Annotated in this window: 24 protein-coding genes and 1 tRNA gene; 9 read left to right on the top strand and 16 right to left on the bottom strand. The window is 45.2% G+C overall.

The genetic code is table 11. From position 1 onward, the window contains the following. Positions 1 to 90 precede the first annotated feature (90 nt). The 6 genes from BMX02_RS04605 to BMX02_RS04580 all read right to left on the bottom strand — a co-directional run bounded on the left by BMX02_RS04605 (position 91) and on the right by BMX02_RS04580 (position 9467). Entirely contained in the window at positions 91 to 3777 is a 3687-nt protein-coding gene (locus tag BMX02_RS04605; protein WP_245725351.1) for an S-layer protein domain-containing protein, read from the bottom strand. Positions 3778 to 4012: 235 nt separating this feature from the next. Next, positions 4013 to 5008: a thiamine-phosphate kinase gene (thiL, locus tag BMX02_RS04600; protein WP_091689522.1), complete on the bottom strand. Its 996-nt coding sequence runs from the start codon at positions 5006 to 5008 to the stop codon at positions 4013 to 4015. Positions 5009 to 5059: 51 nt separating this feature from the next. Next, positions 5060 to 5938: a DUF4349 domain-containing protein gene (locus BMX02_RS04595; protein WP_091689521.1), complete on the bottom strand. Its 879-nt coding sequence runs from the start codon at positions 5936 to 5938 to the stop codon at positions 5060 to 5062. A gap of 68 nt (positions 5939 to 6006) precedes the next feature. Further along, the gene (locus BMX02_RS04590; RefSeq protein ID WP_091689520.1) at positions 6007 to 6792 is read right to left on the bottom strand and encodes an anaerobic ribonucleoside-triphosphate reductase activating protein; all 786 of its coding nucleotides are present in this window, start codon (positions 6790 to 6792) and stop codon (positions 6007 to 6009) included. 22 nt (positions 6793 to 6814) lie between these two features. Next, on the bottom strand, positions 6815 to 9136 hold the full coding sequence (gene nrdD, locus BMX02_RS04585) for an anaerobic ribonucleoside-triphosphate reductase (RefSeq protein ID WP_091689674.1): 2322 nt from the start codon (positions 9134 to 9136) through the stop codon (positions 6815 to 6817). 79 nt (positions 9137 to 9215) lie between these two features. Further along, a complete protein-coding gene (locus tag BMX02_RS04580; protein ID WP_091689519.1) occupies positions 9216 to 9467 on the bottom strand; it encodes a glutaredoxin family protein in 252 nt (83 codons plus the stop codon). A 392-nt stretch (positions 9468 to 9859) separates the two neighbouring features. On the opposite strand from BMX02_RS04580, the gene radB reads away from it, so the two are divergent. After that, positions 9860 to 10528 carry a DNA repair and recombination protein RadB gene (gene radB, locus BMX02_RS04575; protein WP_091689518.1) on the top strand — a complete coding sequence of 223 codons (669 nt, stop codon included), beginning with the start codon at positions 9860 to 9862 and terminating at the stop codon, positions 10526 to 10528. A 7-nt stretch (positions 10529 to 10535) separates the two neighbouring features. Here the strand turns inward: radB and BMX02_RS04570 are convergent, their stop codons facing one another. Both BMX02_RS04570 and BMX02_RS04565 read right to left on the bottom strand, forming a co-directional pair. Further along, positions 10536 to 11288: a tRNA (adenine-N1)-methyltransferase gene (locus BMX02_RS04570; protein WP_091689517.1), complete on the bottom strand. Its 753-nt coding sequence runs from the start codon at positions 11286 to 11288 to the stop codon at positions 10536 to 10538. Then, positions 11285 to 13135: an HD domain-containing protein gene (locus BMX02_RS04565; RefSeq protein WP_091689516.1), complete on the bottom strand. Its 1851-nt coding sequence runs from the start codon at positions 13133 to 13135 to the stop codon at positions 11285 to 11287. The genes BMX02_RS04570 and BMX02_RS04565 overlap by 4 nt, the downstream gene beginning before the upstream one ends. A gap of 145 nt (positions 13136 to 13280) precedes the next feature. On the opposite strand from BMX02_RS04565, the gene BMX02_RS04560 reads away from it, so the two are divergent. Next, positions 13281 to 14300 (top strand): S-methyl-5-thioribose-1-phosphate isomerase, encoded by a 1020-nt coding sequence (locus tag BMX02_RS04560; RefSeq protein ID WP_091689515.1) that lies wholly within the window; start codon positions 13281 to 13283, stop codon positions 14298 to 14300. Positions 14301 to 14342: 42 nt separating this feature from the next. Further along, on the top strand, positions 14343 to 14516 hold the full coding sequence (locus BMX02_RS04555; RefSeq protein WP_091689514.1) for a preprotein translocase subunit Sec61beta: 174 nt from the start codon (positions 14343 to 14345) through the stop codon (positions 14514 to 14516). A gap of 176 nt (positions 14517 to 14692) precedes the next feature. On the opposite strand, the gene BMX02_RS04550 is transcribed toward BMX02_RS04555, so the two are convergent. Continuing rightward, positions 14693 to 14980, bottom strand: a complete 288-nt coding sequence (locus BMX02_RS04550; RefSeq protein WP_091689673.1) for a signal recognition particle protein Srp19 — start codon at positions 14978 to 14980, stop codon at positions 14693 to 14695. Positions 14981 to 15094: 114 nt separating this feature from the next. Here BMX02_RS04550 and glmM point away from each other — a divergent pair, with 114 nt between their 5' ends. After that, on the top strand, positions 15095 to 16438 hold the full coding sequence (glmM, locus tag BMX02_RS04545; protein ID WP_091689513.1) for a phosphoglucosamine mutase: 1344 nt from the start codon (positions 15095 to 15097) through the stop codon (positions 16436 to 16438). 3 nt (positions 16439 to 16441) lie between these two features. Here the strand turns inward: glmM and BMX02_RS04540 are convergent, their stop codons facing one another. Together BMX02_RS04540 and BMX02_RS04535 are read right to left on the bottom strand one after the other, a co-directional pair. Continuing rightward, positions 16442 to 17032: an endonuclease dU gene (locus tag BMX02_RS04540; protein WP_091689512.1), complete on the bottom strand. Its 591-nt coding sequence runs from the start codon at positions 17030 to 17032 to the stop codon at positions 16442 to 16444. An 18-nt stretch (positions 17033 to 17050) separates the two neighbouring features. Continuing rightward, positions 17051 to 18334: a proteasome-activating nucleotidase gene (locus BMX02_RS04535; RefSeq protein WP_091689511.1), complete on the bottom strand. Its 1284-nt coding sequence runs from the start codon at positions 18332 to 18334 to the stop codon at positions 17051 to 17053. A gap of 83 nt (positions 18335 to 18417) precedes the next feature. Between BMX02_RS04535 and BMX02_RS04530 the strand changes: the two genes are divergently transcribed. The 3 genes from BMX02_RS04530 to BMX02_RS04520 all read left to right on the top strand — a co-directional run bounded on the left by BMX02_RS04530 (position 18418) and on the right by BMX02_RS04520 (position 20282). Beyond that, on the top strand, positions 18418 to 18912 hold the full coding sequence (locus BMX02_RS04530) for a multiprotein bridging factor aMBF1 (RefSeq protein WP_091689510.1): 495 nt from the start codon (positions 18418 to 18420) through the stop codon (positions 18910 to 18912). A gap of 92 nt (positions 18913 to 19004) precedes the next feature. Then, positions 19005 to 19814: a pyrroline-5-carboxylate reductase gene (proC, locus tag BMX02_RS04525; RefSeq protein ID WP_091689509.1), complete on the top strand. Its 810-nt coding sequence runs from the start codon at positions 19005 to 19007 to the stop codon at positions 19812 to 19814. Positions 19815 to 19934: 120 nt separating this feature from the next. Next, complete coding sequence (locus BMX02_RS04520; protein ID WP_091689508.1) at positions 19935 to 20282, top strand: DUF356 domain-containing protein; 348 nt, start codon at positions 19935 to 19937, stop codon at positions 20280 to 20282. A 336-nt stretch (positions 20283 to 20618) separates the two neighbouring features. Here the strand turns inward: BMX02_RS04520 and BMX02_RS04515 are convergent. The 4 genes from BMX02_RS04515 to BMX02_RS04500 form a co-directional block, all read right to left on the bottom strand. Continuing rightward, a tRNA-His gene (locus BMX02_RS04515) sits at positions 20619 to 20693 on the bottom strand. An 85-nt stretch (positions 20694 to 20778) separates the two neighbouring features. Continuing rightward, positions 20779 to 21555 (bottom strand): sulfide-dependent adenosine diphosphate thiazole synthase, encoded by a 777-nt coding sequence (locus BMX02_RS04510; protein ID WP_091689507.1) that lies wholly within the window; start codon positions 21553 to 21555, stop codon positions 20779 to 20781. A 139-nt stretch (positions 21556 to 21694) separates the two neighbouring features. Next, entirely contained in the window at positions 21695 to 23173 is a 1479-nt protein-coding gene (locus BMX02_RS04505) for a response regulator (RefSeq protein ID WP_091689506.1), read from the bottom strand. A 22-nt stretch (positions 23174 to 23195) separates the two neighbouring features. Continuing rightward, positions 23196 to 23567 carry a response regulator gene (locus tag BMX02_RS04500; protein WP_091689505.1) on the bottom strand — a complete coding sequence of 124 codons (372 nt, stop codon included), beginning with the start codon at positions 23565 to 23567 and terminating at the stop codon, positions 23196 to 23198. Between the two features lie 367 nt (positions 23568 to 23934). Here BMX02_RS04500 and BMX02_RS04495 point away from each other — a divergent pair, with 367 nt between their 5' ends. Both BMX02_RS04495 and BMX02_RS04490 read left to right on the top strand, forming a co-directional pair. Continuing rightward, positions 23935 to 25050: an AAA family ATPase gene (locus BMX02_RS04495; RefSeq protein WP_091689504.1), complete on the top strand. Its 1116-nt coding sequence runs from the start codon at positions 23935 to 23937 to the stop codon at positions 25048 to 25050. 39 nt (positions 25051 to 25089) lie between these two features. Then, the gene (locus tag BMX02_RS04490; protein ID WP_091689503.1) at positions 25090 to 25359 is read left to right on the top strand and encodes a hypothetical protein; all 270 of its coding nucleotides are present in this window, start codon (positions 25090 to 25092) and stop codon (positions 25357 to 25359) included. A gap of 65 nt (positions 25360 to 25424) precedes the next feature. Here BMX02_RS04490 and BMX02_RS04485 read toward each other — a convergent pair whose 3' ends face one another. Next, positions 25425 to 26171, bottom strand: a complete 747-nt coding sequence (locus BMX02_RS04485) for a hypothetical protein (RefSeq protein ID WP_135643930.1) — start codon at positions 26169 to 26171, stop codon at positions 25425 to 25427. Between the last annotated feature and the right edge of the window lie 43 nt (positions 26172 to 26214).

The raw sequence follows: 26214 nt of genomic DNA, 5'->3' as shown, positions 1-26214 counted from the left end.
TTACTTCGATAATAAAAAAAGAAAAAAGATGCTGCCAGACAATATTTCTGCCGGCAGCTTACCGGACCACCTGGCCCGAATTCAGTTCCTTCATTTACCTCTTGAAAGCAGGTTGGATATCTTCTCAGAAAGTGCAGCCATTGCCTCACTTGCTTTCGGTCCTGCAGTTTCGATAGTCCATCCACCGGCAGTGAACAGGTATGCTGCGCCACCAAGAACTGCTACCGCTAAACCGCCAAGCAGGTAAAGTATTGTACTTACACCCTCAACTACTTCAAGAGTTGCAGTCATTCCTCCAACTTTCACAAGATAGCTACCAGGTTCTCCTGAAGGGTATTCGAACGTCACCTCTGTGGTTTCGTTGACACCAAGAGAGATCTCCTGGGTATCTGTCACATTGTTATTAACCACCAGTTCAACTGTGTAGCTGCCTTCTGCATTACCATTGTTCACAGCATTCAACGTGATCTCCACATCCTTGCCGGACCTGACCTCGATCGGATCAAGCACAAGATCACTGAACTCGAACTTTGCCTGCATTTCCTTGACCTCGATGTTCAGTTCAGCATTCAGGAAACCATCCTTTTCAGCAATTAACTTGTGCATGCCTGTCTCTGTAAGGACATCGGTCACAATACCGTCACTTCCGGTCTGCCCGATGGTCTTGCCATCAAGGGAAAGTCTCACATCCTCCATTGGATCGCCGCCGATGGCTTTCACAATGGTGAATGTCACAAGGTTACCCTCATAGATGACCTCGGGAGAGACTTCGATGCTAATCTTCCTGCTCAGGTCATCAGGTGATATTACCTCGAGTTCAGCAGTTCCGGTAGCATAGCCGTCTTTTTCAGCAGTTATGGTGTAGGTGCCATCAGAGAAGAACTTGTATTCTACAACTCCTTCGTCATCTGTGGTACCAAGCACAATGCTTCCTGCTTTGACGGTTGCATCGTTGACCAGGGAACCACGTGAGATTACAGTTACAGTGATCTCATCGCCTTCGACGACCACCTTAGGATCAACTTCAACATCAAGGGCTTCTTCCGGTTCAACTGTTACTTCTACGAACGGATAGTAGCGGACATCTGAAGAATCTGCGACCTTGAAACTGATGTCGCCCATGATCTCGACCTCATCGTCCCTTGAAAGTGAAATGTCATCAGAGTTCCTCATCTCTATCTTTGAGGAACTGATCGTCTTGACTTCCATTTCACCATAGTCATCACCAGACTCGATCTCAACGTAATCATCAGATATCTGGAAGATACCTTCAATGAAAACTGCCGTGGTTTCAGTTCCACTGAAGATCTCTTTGAAGTTTACAGCAATGATAGGTACATCATCGACATCTCCAAGATCCTCTTCGTAGATGTAGGGATTTCCTGAAGACAATACAGTGGAATCAACAGTGTCCCCATCCTTCAAAAGTTCCACAAATACCTTGTCACCATCCTTGTTGACCTCAATGATCTCCAGTGAATAGCCTTCTTCCAGAATAATTGATGATCCACCAAAAACTGACTTTTTGTCATCCTCATCGATAAGTACTTTTGAGAGCTGACCTCTGGACATCATGCTTACAGACTTGCTTCCATCTTCAAATGCATCTTCAGGATAGCCTGCAAAGTACTTCTCTGCCATGAAACCGATGACTTCATACTTACCCCATTCACCACGTTCAAAGGAAACTGGCTCTGGGCTTGTCGTATAGACCAGATCATCCTCATCTATACTCCTTCCATCGAGAGCGACTATGCTGAGTGACTCAGTACCTATACCCTCATCGATATTGTAGTAGAAGCCTTCAAAGTTAAGTGGTGTCCAGTTCAAGCCTTCATTCTCTGCAATGGTACCTCTTAGTTCATAAGTACCCGGTTCGGACATGTCCACAAATGGTGCAAATCTTAAGGTGCCATCCTCATCGTCTGCAACAATGAACTTCAGTTTGCCCATGATATCAACTATATCACCTTCGTCAAGATCAATAGAATCTTCGTTCTCCATCCTGATCTGTGTGGAGCTTATTGACTTGACCTCCATGGCTTCAAAATCGTCACCAGACTCGACCTCAATGTACTCATCGGATATCTGGAAGATACCTTCGATGAAGATAGCATTTGTTTCAATGCCACTGAAGATCTCTTTAAAGTAAACAGCAATTATAGGGACATCATCAACATCACCAAGGTCTACCTCATATGTATATGTGTCACGAGAGGAAAGAACCATTTCATCAACCTCTGAACCGTCCTTTGACAATATGACAAACACACGATCACCATTCTTGTCGACCTCAACAACGTTAAGCACATACCCATCCTCAAGGACAAGTCCTGCACCTGAATAGACAGACTGCTTATCGTCGCTATCGATAAGGACCTTTGAAAGCTGTCCTTTGGACATCATGCTGATATCATCGAAGGTAATTTCTGATGAAGTATTGGAAGTGTATCCTGCAAAGTATCTCTCTGCCATGAAACCAATGATCTGATAAGAACCCCATGCACTGCGTTCAAAGTCAGTAGTGATAGGAGTTGTCGCATACTCCAGATCACCGTCTCCGATATTCCTGTCAGAATCACTGTCCAGATGTATTGTCATTGTTTCGGAACCAAGCCCTGACTCAAGATCATAGTAGAATCCCGAATAACTCAGAGCATTCCAGGTGTAATCAAGGGATTGACCTGCGTCAGCATCCCAGATACGGTCACCGGAATAGAAATTTGCTGTTTGGACTGTCACATTTTCAGGTGCTGTATTAACAGAAAAGTTACCATCTGATGTGAAGAATTGATATGTGTATTCTTTGGCTTCTGAAAATGTAGTGTTGTAGGAATAATCGACGCCATTAGTGTATGTATTATCAGAATCATCAACTTTCAACATTGTTTCGTTTATTCCATCAATGTTGACATAGATATAATCAGGCTCCTGATTTTCCTGATCTGTATATGTTACATTGAAGAAGAAGGTCGAACCTATGGAAACATCAGGTATCCCGTTTACCTCAATATCGGTAAGTGTTGGCTCATGGTCTGATGCTGATGATGAAAATGAGAAAGAACCAGAACTTATCTCAGAAGAATTTGCATTTCTGGTAACGAAGTTGTAATTATAGTTATCTTCTGGGAAAGTATCATTGTAGAAATATTCAACTCCTCCCACATAGTTATTGTTTAAAGGATCAAGAGGATCCATGTCATAAGGTGTTCCTTCAATTACAACTCTCACATAAGTAGGAGTTTCATTTTCAGCATCTGAATAAGTAATCCTGAAAGAAAACTCTGTGGAAGGTGTTCCTGAGTCTGACGGTAAAATATCTTCACTTCCTAATACAGGAAGGGTATTTGAAGATGTAACAGTCCAGTCCCATGAATACTGAACAGATTCACTTCCATTGGTTGCTCTTGCAGTTACATTATAGTTATTGCCTACAGGAGTAGTACTATTACTGTAAGAAGCAGAGTCTGTATCAGTATGTGTTTCAAAAACGACTCCATCAATTAACCATTCTACAGTAGCAATCCTATTGGTGTTCATTTCGAATGTCTGTGAAACTCCCTGCTGAGTTGATACTGGAGAAGGAGGAGTTTGACCAGTAATAGCTAATGGTTCTGTAACTGTTAATGTGCCAGGGTGAGCCGCAAGAACTATATCAGTTCCGTTCGCAGCCTCATAGCTAAACGCATATGATCCTGCAGCAAATGGCCCAATGGTAACAGTTGCATATTCTTTCCCATCGGTTGTAGTATGATCATTTGAATCTACAGCACTCATAAAATAATCAGTACCATCTAAGGTTAATTTCACATAATCTGCAGTATCATTTTCAGTGTCTGTGAAATTTATTTTATACAAAAAAGTATCAGTAGTCGATCCTAAAGTGGGGCTAACCGAATCATTCAGTGTCGTGGCAGCCATCGCCACTCCACAGCTCATCCCAACAATGAGCAAACTCATTAGTAATAATTTTAAACCTTTATTCATAGTTAGTTCTCCGAATATTATATGATCATAAGTTATCAAATCTTCCCAAATGTACATAACCTTTGCGATATATCGAAACCTCTGCATTCTCTCTGTTTACCATAGTTATTAAAGTGTCATCAGTAACTTCGCCTACAACATTTAAATAACAAACGGATTTCGCGGCTTCCAGCATCGAAGGTGAGACCGTGAACAGTAACTCGAAATCTCCTCCTGTGTAAAGGGCAAGTTCCAAGGCATCATCATGGCCGACAAGAGAACGGACCTCATCATCTATCGGTAACTGGTCCTCATATATCCTGAAGCCTGTTCCATTGGCATCCATGAGATCGTAAAGCGACATTGCAAGTCCGTCACTTGTATCCATCATAGAAGTGACCGCACCGGTCTTTGCAAGCTTTTGCCCCTCATCTGTCCGGGGAACCGGCTCAAGTAATGTATTCAGCAGATCATCGCTGACATCCAGACCGTGCTGGATCGCCAGTAGTGCAGCACCTGCAGAGCCTGCGTTGCCTGTCACGCAGATTAGGTCTCCCGGCTTTGCCCCGGTCCTCCTTAAAAGGTGTTCTTTCTTTACCATCCCAAGGGCAGTCCCTGTTATGGTCAGCTCATCATGAAGATCGATATCGCCACCGATGACCGATGTATCACAGAACTTTGCACAGGCATCCATGCCACGGGCAATATCCTCAGCATATCCAAGTTGCAGATCCTTCGTGACCCCAAGAGCGGAAAGAAAACCCACAGGCTTTGCTCCCATGGAAGCCACATCGCTCAGATTGACCGCGGCAGACATCCAGCCGATCTGCCAGGGAGTCATAACAGCAGGAAAATCGGTCTTCCGATGCAGCATGTCCGTTGTAATGACCATGCATTCCTTATTCGAGACCTCCAGAACAGCACAGTCATCCTTGCCGGCACCCGCCATGATGCATTTATCTTCCTGTTGCCTGAAGATACCGCATAGTCTGGAAACAAGTTCACGTTCAGCTATGCCGGAAATAATATCAGACCTATCCATGGGATACCTTATAGTTTTAATATTTATTAGCAATGTGGTAAAAAAGAAGGGTCATCTCCATACCCTTCTCTTAGCAAAGATCACTACACTGCCGACAATGGTCAGGAATATCACTATTGGAAGAGCAATTCCAATGAAAACGATGATACCATTGACGCTGGCTATAAAGCCACGCACGGAATCGGATAGAGCATCCCGAAGTCCCCATGAATGGGTTATGTTGCGAGGCTCAGTGACACTAACAGTGATAGTTGAGAACTCCACCCTGTCCTTAAGATAATTGAGCCGGCCTGTCAGGCTTTCGATCTCCCCGCGAACACGACCAAGTTCCTTTTCCACTTCAAGGACATCTTCCACAGTGGTAGCCATATCAAGGATCTCCTGAAGACGCAACTCCTGCTTTTCCAGATTTGACAGGCGTGCCTCCACATCGATATACTCCTCGGTCACATCGACACCGCTGGTACTCTTTGATGTCACCTTCCCGAGAGCTTCGACCCTGTCAAGTACAGCATCATGTTCAACTGCCGGAACACGTATGGAGATGTAGCCGGACATGCTTTCACTGTCCCCGTAGTAAGTATCATAAACAGACGAAGAGGAAACATAACCATCGTATTCAGATGCTATAGCACCAATTGAATCAACGGCTTCTGAAGCATTCTTTACCTCAAGGGAAACATCAGAAGTTGTGATCACCTTGCGTGTTATGCTGCTTCCTGTGGCTTCGCCACTGTCTGCCACATCGAATAACATATCATCCGAAACATCCCAGGCTTCATCGGCAGCCATTTCAGCCATCTTGCTTCCAAAAGAAAAACTTTCTTCCTGCGGTGCGTAGGACTGAGTGTTGCTGTCCGTTGACAGGCATCCTGCTGCAATAACGCAAGTAAGCAGAAAAATAAATAGTAATGGATATGTTCGCTTCATGTTGATACGCTCCTTATAAATATATAAGAAGAGCTACACCGCGAACATATAAAGTTTTTACTTAAACTTCAGATTGATTCGAAGTTAACCTGCTCGTTGCCACCTTCTTTTGTCCTGACCCATACATTCTCAACAAATTCATGAGCACGTTTAGCAAGTTCAAGCATCTCATCACGAGAGAAAGGCGAAATATCACGCAGGTCTTCTCTCATGGAATGGGCAGGCTGACCCTGCTGGATAACATACGGAGCATTCGAGATAGAAATATACGGAACAATGGACCTTGCGATCGCTGCAATATCTTCAGGATCCCCAATAAAACCACGTATCGCAGTGGTACGCAGCTCATATTCCATAGACCTGTCCGTGACAATGGATATTGTCTGCTTTACATTCTCCACAACGTCCGCAGGCTCAGGAACAATAGCATCATCACCAAATCCGATAGCCTTGCCATACATCACGGGATCGTCCAGGGGAGCCTTGACATCAATGAAGAACTTATCTACAAGATCGGCATCGATCAGTTCTTCCACCACTTCCGGATAGTAGCCATTCGTATGGATCCCCACAAGCAGCCCTTTTTTCTTTGCATAGGCAGCAAGGTGCATTACGGCTTTCTTTTGCACAAGCGGTTCACCGCCTGAGAACACAACACTGCTTACAAAGAGAGAAGAGGAATCTATCTTTTTCTCAAGTTCCTTTGCATCCAGCATATCAGAACCCGTGAGAATCTCGTAGTTCTGGCAATAGGGACACCTGTAAGGACAGCTACGTAAAAAAAGAACGACTGACGCCTTTCCGTGCCAGTCAACAGTAGAAATGGGGATGATCTCCCCAAAATTCACTTTCATCAGATACCAGACATCCGGCAGATCAGATCATATCAGCTGAAGCATAGCGCTTACGGTCTTCCAGTTCCTGCTTCTTTGCAGCATTCCAGCCACCTACAGCCTGAATGTATCCGGTGACCCTTGAAAGCTGTTCAACATTATCGGACCCACAGTTCTCACATGTGTCCTTGAGACCTGACATCATGTGACAATCATCCATACAGACTGTCATGTCCTTGGTGAACGCAAAGTATCCTACCTGGGTGTTCCTTGCAATGTTCATTGCAAAATCCTTCAGGCCCTTTGCATCAGGTGAACCCTCACCCATCCAGATGTGCATGATATCCCCGCCGTCAACGATAGGGAAGAACACATGTTCGATGTTGATCCTGTCTACCAGGGATATGTCAGCTCCAGGTGGTACGTGAGTACCGTTGGTATAATAGACCGGCAGGTCGTGAGTATTCTTTATGTTCTCAACTGCTGCGTTCACATCACCTTTTGCAACGGACAGGACCTTATCCTTGAATTCCTCATGCAGCATATCAGAGACTGCGAACCTCTGACCGGTGGTCTCTGCAGGTGTCCTTGCAAGAGCGATCTCCATGCCATATTTCTTGGAAAGTTCCCTTCCATACATCTCCATCTCGGTCATAGCACGCACAGCAACCTTAAATGCAGATTTCGATTGATGCAGCTGGGAGCCTGTGTGGTACTGGACCATCTCATTAATACCTATAACACCGATGGTGAACACAAGGGAACCTATATCTACAGCAATTGCGCCTTTCTTACCGGTTACCGGATCCTTTGGCTGCTGTGTTGCAAATGGCATCCTTCCATTTTCGATGATTGGTGTCACCCATTTGACCTTGGTCTGGAACACTTCCATTGCCTCATCCATAAGGTGCTTCAGGTGAGCGAACAGTTTCTGGTCATCACCATCTGCCTCATATGCAGCTCTTGGACAGTTCAATGAAACTACCTGCCAGGAACCCATTGAGAAATGTTTTCCTTCCTTGAAGTACATCTTATCATCGAACTCATCATCTTCATCTGGATTTGCTGAGAACTGGTAGGCACAGCACTGGTAACAGGATATGCCTTCTCCGGCACCCCTGTATGCAGGAAGCTGGTTGTCAAAGTATGGAGTTCCGTATTTTGCGGTCAGTTCAAAGGTCATGGTGTACAGTTCATCATAGGTTGGGAGGTCCGGATTTGCACGGTTGAACATCTCATCCTCTACCATGAAATCAGGCTCGATGGAAATTTCCGGTTTGGGGAAGTTGAACGGCTTACCCCAGTAGTCGCCTTCAAGCATGACATTCATAAGTGCCTTGAATCCCAGCCTTACCTCACGCTCATAGTCACCATAGACACGCCTGTCGGTACCATTGTTACCATCCCAGACACGTCCCTTGTAGACCGCAGGCTTGTCCCTCCACATCTTTGGGACACCGGGGGACAGCTGTACTGAAGAGAACACAAGCTGACCGCCACGAGCCACCATCATCTGTGTCATCTCATAGACGAACATCTGCATAAGCTGTTCGATCTCTTTGTATGATTTGCCTTCGAAATATGGAGCACAGAAGGTAAGGAAATTGTAGAAGCCCTGTCCGCCTGCAAAGTTGGTCTGGGCACTTCCAAGAGCCTTGACCGCATGCAACATGGCAACCTCTGCCTTCATGGAAGGTCCTGCCACGCTTGCCTTTGCGCCTGATCCATCAGGCATCAATCCATAGTAGAAGAAATACCTGAGATCCCAGTCCTGGCAGAAAGCACGGGTACCGAAGTACTCAAGGTCATGGATATGCAGGTCACCGTTGAGGTGAAGATCTGCGATCTTTGGTGGAAGCAACAGCAGGTACTGTTCCTTTGATATCTTATCAGCTTTCTTCTTGTGGGAAGTTTCAGCATTTTCCTGCAGGTTGGCATTCTCATTGGCCTCAAAACCTGAACCCTGGTCGATCTCACATGCATCGAAAACAGGAGAACCTACCCTTGTGGAAACATTACGCCATTCAAGGTGTCCGCGCTCCAGCAGGATCATATTTACAAGTTCCCTGATAAGCGGACCTGAGAGGAACCTGATGTTCATGCTGCGGATACGCTTCTCGGTCTCCCTGGCAATATCATGCGCTTCCTCTTTTGTGATGGAATCGATGTTATGGTACCACTCGCTCAGCGCAGTTTCCTTCAGTAGCTGGTTCACTACGATATTGCGGTCCCAGCTCACCATATGGCCATCGGTTGTTCGGACCTTTGGCATTGTTGAGATCAGCTGACCGTCAAGTGTCTGCTGCATGGACTGCGGCTCGGTGAGAGGCATCATCTCAGCTCCCTGCTCATCTGCATCATGCATCTGTTCCTTTGTACCCACTTCTATTTCCCCTTCGGGATCATCGATAAGCTTTGTATTAGATAGCAAATGATCACTTCCCTCATAATATATCTTTTAGTGAATCGAGATTCACGCCTTCGCTGTTAAAGAGCTCGTCATATGTCAGGAAATCCTCATCTATCTGTAACACCGGAGCTGTGACAGTGAACACTCCGTTTACGCGCAACTCTGTCAATGATTCAGGAGTTGACATGTCCGCCTCAGTGAAAGCCACGTCATTTGCTTTTAATACATTCTTCAGCTGCACACATTTCGGGCATGTTTCCGTTGTATAGATAATAACACCAGGCATAGTTCTTCCATCCATTTGATCTTTAAACATAAGCAAGAGACCCAACACACAAACCCCCACAGCAACTGAAAAATAATAATCGCATTCAGTAGCCCCGGTATAATGCGGGAAAGACCTCTACATGAGTAAACCAATAGTATGGCGTTCTCAGTTAATAATGCTTTTTACACCTACAACTGAATACAATGTAACATAGAGGATAACATAGATGGTAACAAATGTGGTAACAAATGTCCAAACGCATCATCATTATAATGAGAAAATTGTAACCATGTTTGTTATCAATAGAGGTACCAATTAAATCAGACCAACCAGACAAATCCCCTTTGCCAAAAGATGTATATCATAAATTCCATAATACCAGATACATCCCACGAGCAGAGGTGTAGAAAATAAACAAACAGCTAGCATCAGGCTGCCAGCCCATAGATGAACTTTTGGGAGGCGGATTCGAAGCAGGAGTAGTTACCCAGATATTCGGAGAAGCAGGCAGTGGAAAAACGAACATATGCCTCCAGCTTGCTGTTGAATGTGTTAAGAACGGAAAAAAGGCTATTTTCATTGACACAGAAGGGATCTCAGCAGACAGGTTCAGGCAAATAGCCGGAGAGAATGCCAAAGAGATCGCACAGGACATAATCATCTTCGAACCCCATACTTTTGAAGAGCAGTATTCTGCAGTAAGGGAAACTGAAAAGATAAGCACCGAGAATGTCGGCCTTATCATAGTGGATTCTGCCACCGCATACTACCGTTTCGAACTGGACGATGACGATTCAAGCATAAGGACAAGAAGGGAGCTCTCAAACCAGATCGGATTCCTTCACAGCCTTGCGCGTAAACGGGGCATTGTAGTTGTAATAACCAACCAGGTATACTCAGATATCAATACCAATACGCTCAAACCCATAGGAGGTACTGGTCTTGAACACATCTCCAAGACGATCGTCCAGCTTGAGAGAACAGGTACCGGCAGACGCCGCGCAAAGCTCTGGAAACATCGGTCCCGTCCCGAAGGTACCACCTGCGAATTCACCATAACCGCAGATGGTGTCAGATAATATCTTTTTACATTCTTGCAATGGTAATATAACCGGTGTGCCCGACCCTTGAAGTAGAAGGACGTGTGCCGCGGTCTGAGAAGGACATTGCACGCTCAATGCACTCAATTGTCCTTACCTCGAAGAAATCAGCTTCATCTATCGCTTTTCTTATCTGCGCGGTCTGCTCAAGGAACGGAGAATAGGTAACAAGGAAACCACCGGGAGCCAGTATCGAGGGAACATGGGGCACAACACTTGCCGAATCAATGGTATCAAGGATCACCGCATTGAACTTCTCGTCAAGGCCTCCTACCTCATCAACGATATTACCACAACGAACTTCCACATTATCCAGACCTGCACGGCGGATATTCTCACGGGCCACATCAACGAAGTCCTCCCGTATCTCAAAGCTCAGGACCCTCTTTGCAATAGAACCCAGATACATGGCAAGGATACCTGACCCGGTTCCCGCATCAAGCACAACGTCGTTCTTGTTGATGCCGGTGTAGCCCAGTATCATACCGATGTCCTTGGGCATGATAGGTGCGCCGGTGCGCTTTGCATGCCTGAAGAAATCCGGCATCCTTGGCAGCTGGATAACGAACTCCTGACCCATGTGGGAGACCACAGTGTCCCCTGCATCTTTTTCCAGAAGCTCCGACATCTCGATAATACCAAAGTTCGTGTGGAACTTATCATCAGATACTGATGTAATGAATTCCCTTATCTTTCCTCTGTGGCTGGTCTTTAACAGCACTACTTCACCTAATTTCATCTATTTGCACCTGATGTCCTTTTTTTCCTGTCCCTTTGGTACCTTGCCAGAGGAATTGTCACAATATCGCGAGGTATTGAATGTTTGTTCATTGTAAGATGTTCGGTTATCATCCCGAACTCACGCCCATAGGAATCAACGATCGAAGCAGCATACTGAATGCCTGCATCTGTGAACGCATACTCATAACGCTGCCTGAAACGTCCGTCCTTCTCAAAGTAACGCAGGTCCTCGTCCACAATACCCATGGCTACCAGCAACTGGATGTCCTCATATACCTTGTTGCTGTAAGGGAAACCGTATCTTGTGTGGAAATCATAGTCGAACAGGTATTTTAACCTGCTGTCCTCCCTGAAAAGCGCTACATTCCGATATAGCCAGGTGATGTTCCTGATACGCGGAATTGAGATGAAACCATCCTTTTCGACCTCGAACAACTTGTGGATAGCATAAAGAAGAAGAATAAGACCTTCGATCGGCAGGTACTGGTCACCCCTTATAAAGTTCAGCAACCTCGGGGAAAGGTCATCCACAAGCTCACGCATCTTCTGGTGTGCAGAAGCCAGCTCTGAGCCTATAGCTGCATCGGGATGAGTGAAAGCCGTAAGGGACATCTGCCTGGATATAGCACGTACCAGCCCATTGGCAAGGGCAGATTCGTCATAGAAGAAATTCTCATGACCACCTGCCATCACCATGGCAGTCTTTGGAACACCTGTTGCAATGCTCAGGTCCACAAGCACATCACCTAATTCCTTCTCAAGCCCTCTCTCAAGCATCTTTGTTGCCACACCATGATGTGCGATCGTGGAAAGTGCCATCCTTGTGCCGGGAGAAAGCGTCTTCTGGTTGAACCTTGCCACAGGAGTATATATCCTGCCATCACGGATATCACGCAACAGGTTCCTTGCAGCCTCATCGCCATTCCTGCTGATTAGATCGAGCAGGTCAGCATCATTGTAACTTGTAAAGAACTCTGCCACCATTTCAGCTACTGCTTCATCTCCCATCTGCCCCCTCAGCTTTGACAGAGTGCTTTCCAGGGCATTCAGGAGCATCACTCTTACAGACTGGGTACGTGGATGGTGTATGATAGCGGTGTAATGATGGGAACGTGCAATAAGCATGGACTCTGCTGCTGCAAGTGTCATTTCCTCACCGAAACTTCCTGCCTCCGGATCACCAAGGACCACATTGTTTTCCCTGATACAAAGGCATTGTATGATCTGATCAAGATCGATGAGCCCGAGAGATACACCCGTATGATATGAATCCCTGAGCAAAAAGTCGATCCTATCTGCATCGATATCACCGGACATCAATTGTGAAAGGTACGGTTTTTCAATGGAAACATCACCTGTGGCGATCTTTGATATCTCGGAAAAGAATTCATAAGGGTCCTGGCCAAGCTCATCGTTTACCCATCGGGAAATCACAGATATTCCCGGCAGGACCTCTGAAACAATGTGTTTTGTGAAAGCCTCATGTGTAAGGAAGCCTTTGCCGTTCACTTTCGGTCTGATCTCAGGGTCTCTTTTGAGGACACTTTCCACAGCATGTGAAAAGGCAGAATGCCCAACATCATGGAGAAGACCTGCAAGCCTCAGTTTCAGTACAGACTCGTCCCCAAGTTCAAGATAATTACCTAAAAGGGATGCTGTGTGCATGGTACCAACACTGTGTTCAAAGCGTGTATGGTTAGCACCGGGAAATACGACATCTGCAAGACCTAGTTGCTGTATGCCGCGAAGTCTCTGGAACTGCGGGGTATCGATCAGAAGCTGTTCAAGTTCGGATAGAATGATAGTTCCGTGAACAGGATCATGGACCACCCTGGGTTTTGTCATCAGACAATAATATGGAAAGACAATATATAAAAAGAATGTAGGATGATCACAAAAAATACTACCACTTCAACGACCACTTTAGTGGAAGAACAGATTGAATACTTTTTTATCCGGAAGTGCCATTAGAGGTCATGAAGTGGTCCACATGAGAACAATAGACTGGAATGATGAATCCAAAAATATCACACTGGTAGACCAGACATACCTACCAAAAGAGCTCAAGATCATTGAATGCGATAACCTTGCCTCCATTTGTGAAGCTATCAGGTCACTGAGGGTCAGGGGTGCTCCTGCACTCGCAGCAGCAGGCGGATTTGGAATGGCGCTTGCAGTTACTCTCAGCAGTGCGACTTCCATGGAAACGCTGCTCAAGGACCTGAAGGTCGCTGCTGACACCCTCAAGGCAACACGGCCTACAGCTGTGAACCTTGCATGGGCTGTGAACAGGGTACTAAAAGCCACAGAAGATGCCTATGACCTTGACAGCATCCAGGACATTGTGATATCCGAGGCAATAAGAATTGCAGATGAGGATGTGAAGGTCAACAAGTCGATCGGCAAGCACGGCCACAAGCTGCTTGAAGATGGCGACAGGGTGATGACACACTGCAATGCCGGCAGGATGGCATGTGTGGACTGGGGCACAGCACTGGGAGTGATCCGGTCTGCAGTGGAAAAGGGAAAGGAGATAGAGGTAATTGCCTGCGAGACACGCCCATTGAACCAGGGAGGTCGCATCACTACATGGGAACTTATGCAAGACAACATCCCGGTCACACTTATCACAGATTCAATGTCCGGTCATGTGATGAAGAACGGCATGGTCGACAAAGTAATAGTGGGTGCAGACAGGGTCACGCAGGACGTTGTTTTCAACAAGATCGGGACTTACACCCATTCAGTGCTTGCAAGGGAACATGAGATCCCATTCTTTGTTGCAGCACCGGTCTCCACATTCGACCCTAATGGATGGGAGGAGACAGTGAAGATCGAAGAAAGGGATGGAGATGAACTTCGCTATATGGCTGGTGAACAGATAGCTCCGGCGAATGTCAGGGTGTACAATCCGGCATTTGACACCACTCCAATGGAGAACATTACCGCGATAGTTACTGAAAAAGGAATATTCCAGCCACCTTTCCTGCTGGATGAAGTAATAATGTAACAGCCACAAAGTTTAAAAATTTAAAAAACAATTGGAGAGAATATGGCTAAACAAAAATCTAGCGGAAGTGGGCTTATGTCATCTGCAGGTCTCATGAGATACTATGATGCGGATAAAAGAGCAATTCACCTGCAACCAAAAACAGTTATGCTCTTTGGAGCACTCTGTGGAATTGTTATTCTTGCATTAAGTGCAGGTTTTGGCCTCTGGCCATAACCTAATTCACACTTTTTATTTTGAGCTTATTCAATCTAAGACCAAGATAGCTTTTACGGTCGCCTTTTTGACCTTAGTCTTAGTATTCACATTACACTTAGTTTAAGTTCACTTAGTTAAGTCTACTTAATTAAAGAACTGATAAAACAAATGTCGGATAAAATAATGATCCGACTTCAGCCGCCACGTGCTTCCTTAATTGATTTTGCGATCTTTCTCGCAACCATGGTCTTTGGCTCTTCATTATCAACCAGTATACGACCGCTTCCTTCCCACCATGAACGAGGATATTTTTTATCGGCTTCTACTTCAGGGTGCAGGTTCAGCTTCTCAGCAGCTTTCGAGAGTTCTCTGAGATCGGGTTTCTCCACAGAACTTTTCCTGGAGATGATCCTGCCACCTTTTCTGGACCTGGATCGGTCCAGGTTTGCCGGCCAGATAACCAGTTTCCCTTTGTCACGCATCATCATGTGCCATAGATTAGAACTCATATAATTTAAACTTGGTCAAATGTCATCTCAAAAATATAAAATAGTGTCAGAACCCATATGCAAGCAATTGTAAAAAGGAGATATTAAATGGCATTTTTCGGTACAAACGGAGTAAGGGGCATTGCCAATGAATACATCACACCGCAGCTTGCAATAGATGTTGCAAAAAGCCTTGGGACCTATATGGGCTCAAAGGGCATTATCGCTATCGGCCGCGATACAAGAATATCCGGAGAGATGCTTAAGTCTGCATCTATCGCAGGAGCACTTTCCACAGGAGTGACTGTCATAGACATAGGTACTGCACCAATACCTGCAATACAATACTATGTAAGGGACCATGCTGATGCAGGGATCGGAGTTACCGCATCCCACAACCCCAGAGAGTACAACGGGATAAAACTGGTTGCAGGAGACGGAAGCGAGTTCTCACGGGAAGGAGAGAAAGTTGTCGAAAGGATCTACATGTCAAAGGAGTTCTCCACCGCAAACTGGGACAGGACAGGCAACTTCCACATAGACAACAATGCCAACGAGTACTACATCAACGGCGTCATCAATTCAGTGAATGCTGAAAATATACGGGAAAAACGATTCAAGGTCGTTGTGGATACTGGTTGCGGTGCCGGCTCTCTCACATTACCATTCCTGCTCAGGAGACTTGGCTGTGAGGTCATCACACTTAATGCACAGATCGACGGGACGTTCCCATGGCGCAACCCTGAACCTACCCCTGATGTCCTGACAGAGCTTGCAGACATCGTAAAGAGCAGTGGTGCAGACATGGGTGTCGCACAGGACGGAGATGCTGACAGGGCAGTTTTCTTCGATGAGAACGGAGATTTCATTGATGAGGAGATACTCCTTTCCATGATGGCAAAATACATCCTGGAAAATAACAAAGGTCCTATCGTTACACCTGTAAGCTCTTCCCAGCGGATGCTGGACGTTGCTGAAGAAGCAGAGGTCGAGCTTCACTGGACAGCCGTCGGTTCCATCAATGTGGCAAGAAAGATGATGGAAACAGGTGCAGTCTTTGGAGGAGAGGGCAATGGCGGACTTATCTTCCCGGAGCACCAGTACTGCCGCGACGGCGCCATGGCATCTGCAAAGCTGCTTGAGATCATGGCATCCGGAAAAACATTATCATCCCTTGTGAAAAGCGTTCCTGAATATTTCAATTCCAAGACAAAGATCCGCTGCAGTGAACTTCAGGCAGCCATGGAGAGCATCAAGGAACACGTTATGGGTGGAAAATACGAAGTTGATACAACCGATGGCGTCAAGGTCTGGCACGAGGATGGATGGATGCTTATCAGACCATCCGGAACCGAACCCATAATCCGTATATTCGCGGAAGCAAAAACAAAGGAAAGAGCTGAAGAGCTTATGAACGAAGGTGTGGAACTGGTCGAGAAATGCAAGGTCTGATCATCAGGCCTTCCCCCTTGATTCACCACAGATGATGCCTGTGGCGATCATGTGAGCGACACGTAAAGGTTCGGGAATGTTTCCCCTTGTGGAAGACAGCCGGACTATATCGCATGCCAGGCAGGGTTCAATGCCTGCACACTGAATGAAAACAGGATTCGAGGGGTCCTTTGATATTGTCCTAATGACACGCCCTGCGCGCATCATCATCTGCAATCGCTTATCGGCATCCGGCAGATGACACAGTGCACTTTTTATTTTTTCAAGATCCGGGATCTCACGCATAAGGACAATAACAGGGATGCCGGTTTCCTCGTTCAACCTTACAATATCCACCGGATTGAAACCACCGTATGTAACCCCATCCAGCATAATGACCCTTATCTGATCATAATGCTTGCTTGAAGTTACCATTCCCACGATCCTGTCAGTAGCATCCATCCCGTCCCGGGTGACCTCAGAACGCATCACCCCATCCAGCCACTGACCGCCCCGGAAGAAAGCCCCGACTATCAGTATGTTGTCACGTATCAGTGCAGAATCATCGATACCAAGGATCCTTATCTCCGGTTTGATATGAAAAACCAAGCTCACACGACCGATCTGAAAGTGTTATGAGAACATCTGAAGGGACTGGTCAGTTATGACATCCGGTGATGACATGACCTTGTCCACGGCTTCAAGCAGGTTAGACATACTGATACTGTCATTGTTCTGGCGAACCGCGAACATACCGGCCTCCATAACAATAGCTCCTATATCCGCACCACTTGCACCTTCAGTGAGTTTGGCCAGCTTCGCATGATCAACATCGTCATCAATTGAAAGCCGGTCAGTATGAATGCGGAATATAGTCTCACGACCGATCTGATCAGGAAGAGAGATCTCGATCACACGGTCGAACCTTCCCGGGCGGATTATTGCCGGATCAAGCACATCCGGACGGTTGGTTGCGGCTATTATGCGAACATCGCCCCTGTTATCAAAACCGTCCATCTCGGCAAGCAACTGCATGAGAGTTCGCTGTACCTCACGGTCCGCACCATTGGTATCGTTCAAACGCGTAGCAGCAATTGCATCCAGCTCATCGATAAATATGATCGCAGGTGCTTTCTTTCTTGCCATCTCAAAGATATCGCGCACAAGTTTTGCACCATCGCCTATGTATTTCTGTACAAGTTCAGAACCGACCACCCTTATGAAGGTAGCATGCGTCCTGTGTGCCACAGCTTTGGCAAGCAGCGTCTTCCCGGTTCCGGGAGGACCATAAAGCATTACCCCTTTCGGCGGGGAGATGCCTATGCGCACAAAGGATTCCGGCCTTGTGAGAGGGAGTTCAACTGATTCACTGATCTCCCTTATCTGATCATCGAGCCCACCTATCTGGGAATAATCGACCTCCTGAGAGTCGATCACTTCCATAGCAGATACAACCGGCTCATCTGATTCAGGAATGATCTCAACGACGGCTAATGTCTGCTGGTTCAAAGCCACCCTGGCACCGGGAGCCAGCATATCCTTATCAAGTTCCAGAGACGCCTTTACAAGGAATTGCGGACCGGTGCTGCTTCTGATCAGAACCTTGTCATCATCAAAAACATCAACCACATTTGCAACTACCAGAGGCACGGATTTCAACTGATCCAGCTCCGTTTGGAGCCTGTGAGACTCACGCTCATACTTGAGCTTCTGGGATTCCATAAAGCGCTTTTCAGACTCCATCTGCCCACATTGCTCTTTAAGGAGCGTGTTGCGAGACTCCAGCTGCTTCATTCGATCCAGCAGATATTTAGAAAAGTCCTCGTCACTTCCGGAAACGAGATCCCCGGCATTATTACCAATACTATGGAAGCCGTAGTTATCGTTTCTTGGTTCATCATCAATTGTTTCGCTCATAGTCCCGAATAATATTTAAGTAGAGACGATATATAGCCCTTTCGTAAAGAGCAATGCAAAGAGCCTTTAAGAGATGATACCAGATGCAATGCGAAATATGTGGCACAGAGATCAAAGGACAGGCAGTAGAAGTCACAATTGACGGAAGCCAGCTTAAAGTGTGCAGCAAATGCTCACAGTATGGAACTGCAGTAAAAGCTCGCTCACCCGTATCCAGGAAGATATCACCAGTATCTCCCCAAATAAGAAGAGATGTCCCTAAAAAGACCGGACAAAGACGCGATCCTTTTGCAGAACTTAACGATGAACTTGTTGATGAATACGACAAGATCATACGCGATGCCCGTGAAAAACGAGGATGGAGCCAGGAAGTGCTTGCCACAAAGGTAAAGGAAAAGGCATCACTTATCAAGAAGATCGAACGAGCAGAGATCATCCCCGAAGATTCTGTAAGAAAGAAGATCGAGAGAACACTCAATATCCACCTTACAGAACGCCTTGGCGAAGGGGAATGGAATGCTGATCGCCTGAACAAAGGTACGACACTTGGCGATATTGTGACCATCAAGAGAAAATAAGAAAGCAACCCAGGGTCATTCATTAAATGACCTTTCTATTTTATTCAAACGGACTAAGCATCAAATATTTCTAATCAGGAAAAGGAAAAAACATGCACCTTACAGACAAGAAGATCGGATTCATAGGCACAGGAAAAATGGGAGAATCCCTTATAAGAGGTATTCTTGGAGCACACAGTGACATCAGCATCTATGCAAGCGATGTCTACGAACCTGCCCTAAAGAAGCTTAACAATGAACTGGGCATCAGCGTCTCCACAGATAACGCCCATACCATCGTGAACTCCGATATTGTTGTTCTTGCAATAAAACCACAGATACTTAAAGGCATACTTGCACAGATAAAAGATGACATCACATCCGACAAGCTCGTAATATCAATTGCTGCCGGCGTCCCCCTTGCTGCTATTGAAGACGAGTTGAACAGCGATACAAGGGTCATACGCGTAATGCCAAATATCGCTGCAACAGTCGCTGAAGCTGCATCGGCCATATGTACCGGAACGAACGCAACCGCAGAAGATGCAGAGGTCGCACTTGAGGTCTTCAGGTCCCTCGGAAGTGCTATCGAAGTCCCGGAAAAGCTCATGGACGCGGTCACGGGACTTTCAGGCAGTGGTCCTGCATACATATTCCCTGTTATCGAAGCAATGGCGGACGGTGCAGTCTATGAAGGGCTTGACCGTGCAAGCGCCATAACACTTGCCGCACAGACGGTGCTTGGTGCTGCAAAGATGGTCCTTGAGACCGGAATGCACCCAGGAGAACTTAAGGACATGGTGACATCCCCTGCAGGAACCACGATCCGAGGAATACACACCCTCGAAGAGAGTGGGATCAGGGCTGCTTTCATGAATGCAGTAATTGAATCCTCCACAAGGTCAAAGGAACTGGGCAAGTAAAGATTACTTTTCTTTGAAGTCATAAAATAATAAAATAGAGAACAATATCCAAAGATTGATATATCTTTATGACTCTATTCATTTTATTAAACTTCAATAAAGTTTATGTGGGGACAAAAAATGAAATCTTTTGCGGTGATTCGGGCAGAGGACCCGAACAAAATTAAAATAGCTTTGCACGATCTTGAACACTATGGGAGTATGAAATTTGGCTCAAATCCAAAAAGGATCGAACCAGAATATGCAGATCAGCTTCTTGTAAGCGTTTCCGGAGTAGCATTAAAAGCAAGATGCAATTCTGCTGCTTTGGTGGAACTTGATACCAATGCAGGTGCTGCGATCAGTAAGTTAAGGAAGATACATCCTCCTGCACATGTTGTGATCGTCAGTCCAAGACATGAGGCCTTCGAGGAACTTGCAGATAACTCAGAACTATATCCTGAATTTGACAGGGCATTCGAAATGTAATAGCGGCTATCACAGCCGCATTGTTTCTTTTTTTAAATTCATTATCACATAACTGGCCTTTGTAATTTCCAGTACGCTTTTAAAACTGTAAAATACAGAAGTAGCTAAAGCACTGTACTAAGACATTGACAATAAAAAGTCAAGAGTTGAAATGTTAACATAAAGAGTGTATCAACATTGTGTGTTATATGGAAGAGTTCCAAGATAAATTATGAAATAATTATAGGATAAATCTTAAGATAAATTATAAGAGAATTATAAGAGAATTATTAAGACGAATTTAAAGATAATTCCTAAGAAGATTCAAAAATAACAATTTTAGAATAGTAAAAGGAATGGGGCCGGGACCGAGAGTCGAACTCGGATCGTAGCCTCCACAGGGCTACAGGATAACCGCTACCCTACCCCGGCACGGTAATAGGGTGCTTCACAGCGAAGCACCTTATACTAGTACTTTTGTTAGATAAGCTTTTTCCTCAAAATGAAGATAGAAGCTTCATTTGAGCCTTTCAATAATAAGCTCAGCCACCTGTTTACCGGAAAGAAGCATTCCACCGAATACCGGACCCATACGTGGTGCACCAGCTACAGCATTGGCTGCCATTCCGTCAACATACAGGTTTGGATATACTTCCTTTGTTGTTTCCAGAAGCATACGTTCACCCACATCCGCCCACATTGGCTTCTCACCGACAACACCAAGATCTCCCAGTTTTGCGCCTGGAACCTTGCGCTGCACAGTGTTACAGACAGCTGCCTCATGACCGGTACCATCGACCACGACCTTGGCACGTATTGCCAGAGGATCAACATGAAGTCTTCCGATCTCCACAGCGGTCCAGTTGATAACAAGGCCACATACCTCATCATTTTCCCTTATCATGACATCCTCAACATTCACAAGGTTGAATATCTCAGTACCTGCAGTTGTTGCACCACTTATGAGCTTGCCAACAGACTCAACGGAATTGGCTATGTAATAACCTTTCTCGTATTCATGATAGGTAATATCGAAATCATCCAGTATATGGCGTGCCTCTTCCTGGACAACAATGCGCGGGAACATCATACCGCCAGCCCACATGCCGCCACCAATGGACAATTTCTTCTCATAGATCACCGTTTTTAACCCGGCTTCTGCAAGATATTTTGCAGCTACAAGATTTGCAGGACCTCCACCCACAAGTGCAACATCAACTTCTGTATAATCAAGGAATACTTTAGAGAACTCGTCTATAATCGCTCTTGAAATTGTGACCTCATCAAGTTTCATATTACTGCCTCATGATAATTAAAATCCAAATGGTCATTGGATACATCTATATTAAAGTTGTTGGAACCAGCAGCAACGCTATACAAAAAAAAACAAAACCGAATGAAAATAAAGATTTAAAAAGAGTAGATAAGCAGAATTATGGCTTTTTCAAAGTGACCCAGAAAATGCTGCCGTTTCCATTCGGATTGTCAGCAACACCGACTTTACCCTCATGCAAGTCAACGATCCTCCTGACAATAGCAAGACCCAAGCCTGTGCCTTTGATATTACCTTTATCCATCCTCTTAAAACGTTCAAAGACCAGTTCTTTATCTTCATCAAGGATACCAAAACCCTGGTCTATGACCTTGACCCTCCATTCCCTGCCAAGATCCTCCATTTCCACAGAAACACAGGTATTCTGAGGACTGTACTTTATTGCATTTGAAAGAAGGTTCACAAAGACCTGCTCGATCATCGGATCGACAAGTGCAGGATAAGGACCTTCAATTGACATATTCAGTTTTATCCTATTTCCTTTCAGTTGTGGCCCAAGGGTTTGCGCAACGTTGTTAAGGATCCCCCCGAGATCCATCCTCTTGAGCTTTACCTCAGAAACTGACTCGATCTTTGCAAAAGTAGCCGCACTTTCGATCATAGTGATCAGTTTAGTGTTCGTACGTTTGATCGCCTGAAGCATACGCAGGTCCCCATCTTCAAGCTTACCCCTCTTAAGGAGCAGGTCGGTGAAGCCTTTTACAGCACCAGCAGGATTCATAAGATCATGCCTGATAATATCGATAAAAAGGTCCTTCAATTCGTTGGAATGCTCCAGCTGCTTTGCATAATCTTTCAATGCGGCCTCTGTTTTTGTACGTTCCGTGATATCTTCACCGGAACTTAAGACACCTGTAACATTGCCCTTCTTATCCGTAAGAATGGAATTATGCCAGCTTATTAGCCGTTCTTCACCGTCGGCAGTGAGTATTGGGTTCTCAAAGTATTCCAATTCATCAATTCCACCCTCGAGCAAGCGGGAAAATACCTTTTTGGGGTATTCGGCTTTCTCTGGCTGCAGGAATGAATCGAACCAATTCTTCCCGAGGATCCCCTCCTCACTTCTTCCAAGGACCTCACAACCTTTCCTGTTGATAAGAGTTACATTCTGGTCCTTATCCAGTACCAGAAGAATGACACCTGCAACGTCAAGATAGTTCTGTGCCTGATCACGCTGGGCCAGGAGGCTAGTATGCAATTGCCTGATCTTTATGAGGGACTTAACCCTTGTCTCAAGCTCAAGCCTGTCAACTGGTTTTGAAAGAAAATCGTCCGCACCTGCCTCTATACTTTTTATCTTATCATCTTTACCTGAAAGGGCAGTTACCATAACAACAGGTATGAACTGATAAAGAGGATCCTCCTTCAGGGTCCTACAAACATCAAAACCACTTATCCCAGGCATCATGACGTCGAGAAGGACCAGATCGAGGTCTTCAGTTCTCACCTTTTCAAGTCCCTCTGCTCCACCATAAGCAGGGATAACCTCATAATCCCCGGAAAGATAGACCTCCATTAGCTCCACATTTAACGGTTCATCATCGACGACCAGTATTTTTGGAACAGAATTGTCATTCATTTTTACACCAAAAATAAGGCAGTTAAGCAGACCCCTTTAGGTAATCAGCTATTTGATCCCTGAATTCCGGAACATTGATGGGTTTGGAAATATACCCCGTACATCCGGCATCCAGGAACTTACTCCCATCACCGGTCATTGAATGGGCTGTAAGGGCTACCACAGGTATATCTGCAGTTTCCAGATCATTCTTAAGATACTCAAGTACCTCAAGCCCATCCATACGAGGAAGCTGCATATCCAGCAAAATGAGGTCATAATTGCCCCCCTTAACTTCTTTAAGAGCTTGTGCACCATCTTCTGCCTGCCCAACCTTGTAGCCCCAGGATTCCAGCAGGACCACGGTCAGTTCCATGTTCATTGGATTATCTTCCACAACCAAAATTTGCTCCATCATTACCACTTTTGAACGATTATTATTAAAAATTGATAGATGTTGTTTTAAGTTTATCAGGTGGACCTGTGTACCATCATATTAAGGAAAGCACACTAACAAACCTGATATCATGCACACATTCTGGCACAGGATAAAACATATTTATAGAACTATCATTTTTTTCATGTAATACATCACAAGTCAATATATAATAATTATCCCGTTAAGGTCATATACAGAAATGTAATTAGTTGCCCCATTCTAAGATAAGTATTATATCTATTATGAGAGGTCCATGTAATATATAGAGGAGGAGCTTTCAGGAAATAGATTAAATCAGATCGTTTACTAATACCCCATTGTAAGACGAAAATGAGTTGATAAAATAGTCAGATCTGCCCAGAAGACAACACTAAAAAGAAATCGGGAAGAGAACATCGAGCCATCCGACTCCACTGCAGACATAGTCATACTAAAGCCTCAGGGGTATCCGCTTAGCAGTATGCTTGATGAATATCCCGAGATAGAGGATCCAGATATCTTCGAACATTATGCAAGAAAGCAGTGGAAGGGGTTTCTGGCACGCAAGGGAGAATACCTTTTTGACCACAGGATGTATCCCGACTTTGCTTACAAGGTCCTCGACGTGGAACCACCCGAATCGGTCATTGGAATGGAAACCACAATCATTGTCAATCAGGATGAAAAGATCCCTATTACACCTGAGTTTGCGACCAGGATCACATTTGAAGATGTTATCGGCCAGACAACTGCCCGCAGGAAATGTAAGCTTATCGAGCGTTTTCTCGAAGAACCGGACAGGTTTGGTAAATGGGCACCCCGAAATGTACTGTTCTTTGGCCCATCCGGGACCGGCAAGACAATGCTCGCAAAAGCCCTTGCCAACAAAACAGAGGTACCACTGTTACCTATAAAAGCCACACAACTTATTGGGGAATTTGTAGGAGAAGGTGCCCGTCAGATACACCAGCTCTACGATAGGGCTGAAGAGATGCAGCCATGCATAATCTTCATTGACGAACTGGATGCCATTGCACTGGACAGGAAATTCCAGGAACTAAGAGGAGATGTTGCAGAGATCGTGAACGCACTCCTTACCGAAATGGATGGAATTGTAGAGCGTAAGGGAGTCTGCACCATCGGAGCAACGAACCGCATCGATAGCCTTGATTCTGCCGTAAGGAGCAGATTTGAGGAAGAGATCGAGTTCATGTTACCTGATGAGCAGGACCGCTATATGATAATCGAACAGAACATCAGCACATTCCCGCTTCCTGCCAGAGATATTGACCTGCAAAGGATCGCAAAGCTTACAGCAGGGCTTTCAGGAAGGGACATCGTGGAAAAAGTTCTCAAGAATGCATTGCACCAGGCGATCATAGATGACCAAGAAGAGGTCAGACAGGAACTTTTTGAGAATGCTATTTCCAAACTGGTGAAAAAAGAAGACACCGGTGCTTTGAATAGACTTTATATATGAAAAATGGAAGCTTAATCCTAATAAGTTAAATGTGATATTATGACCACCATCAAAGAAAATGACAGGTTCGAATGCAAAGTAGTGAACATTATTGACAACCTGAAGCAGTGGAAAGGAGTTACCGTCGAGGACGTGGAATCCGGAGGCAGAGTATACTTTGCGAAGGTCAAGGCAGATGGTTTCAACGTAAACATCGGAGATTCACTCTTCATAGGTGTAAAGGAACTGCCTTATGGATTAGAGGAAATGTCCATGGAAGTCCACCTCTATGATGAAAACGATAACGAACTGGACTGGACTATGATCTGATCATACCCCAGCGTTTACTTTTTTATTTGTTATTTAATGTATTGTTTAATTTATTCAGTCGTCACTCATTCATCGATCCACTCAATCTTGTAAGTGTGACTAAGACCATTTTCATCAGGAACCTCAATTTCAGCAACAGTGTGCTCCATTAATGTATCCACACACCCCTGATAGAACAGATCGACAGGACCTGACCACTCCCTGCGTATTGAATCCATATCGAAGAAGTGGAGTATATTAACCACCCCCGCTGTTGTGTCATATTCCGAATTTGAAGGCAACATCTCGGGCATCAGATCGAAGATCGGTTCAGTACTAAGCTCGAACCATTCATGATTGACAATAATATTCCACTGGTCTGCGGAATTCTCCTGTGCATATAATGCCTCTATTGCATAATTTATATTGATGCCCAGTTTCTTTTCCTCAGGAACTTTACGAGGAACAAGGTCCTTCTTACGGATCTGGTCATAACGGAAGGTTTCAGGGTATCGGAACATCTGACCAAGGTTCATCTTTTCAGAGATGATCCTGTTAATATCATGCTCTACCTGCTCTGAACTTGCAAAATTCAGTGCAATTGCCTGATCAATACGATCTAAGGGCATTTCATGATCATCTTTTGCAAGCCGTATTGCAGTATTACAGACCTTAGTCGTAATTGTATCGATGCCCCGGGATATCCGGAGATCCTTGTCCTTCAGGGAAGCTATCTTCATTATCACATCATTGAACTCATTTATATGATAGGGATCAATGACTTCTTTTCCATCAGAATCATGAGACTTGTACGTATGTCGTTCATCTAACATGGCACCACCAACCATTACAAGTAATAGTTTGGGTGCCTGAACT

It is taken from the genome of Methanococcoides vulcani (assembly GCF_900111645.1).
Lineage (GTDB): Archaea > Halobacteriota > Methanosarcinia > Methanosarcinales > Methanosarcinaceae > Methanococcoides > Methanococcoides vulcani.
The sequence above is the reverse complement of the archived record's forward strand: the minus strand, read 5'-3'. Positions and strand labels throughout refer to the sequence as shown.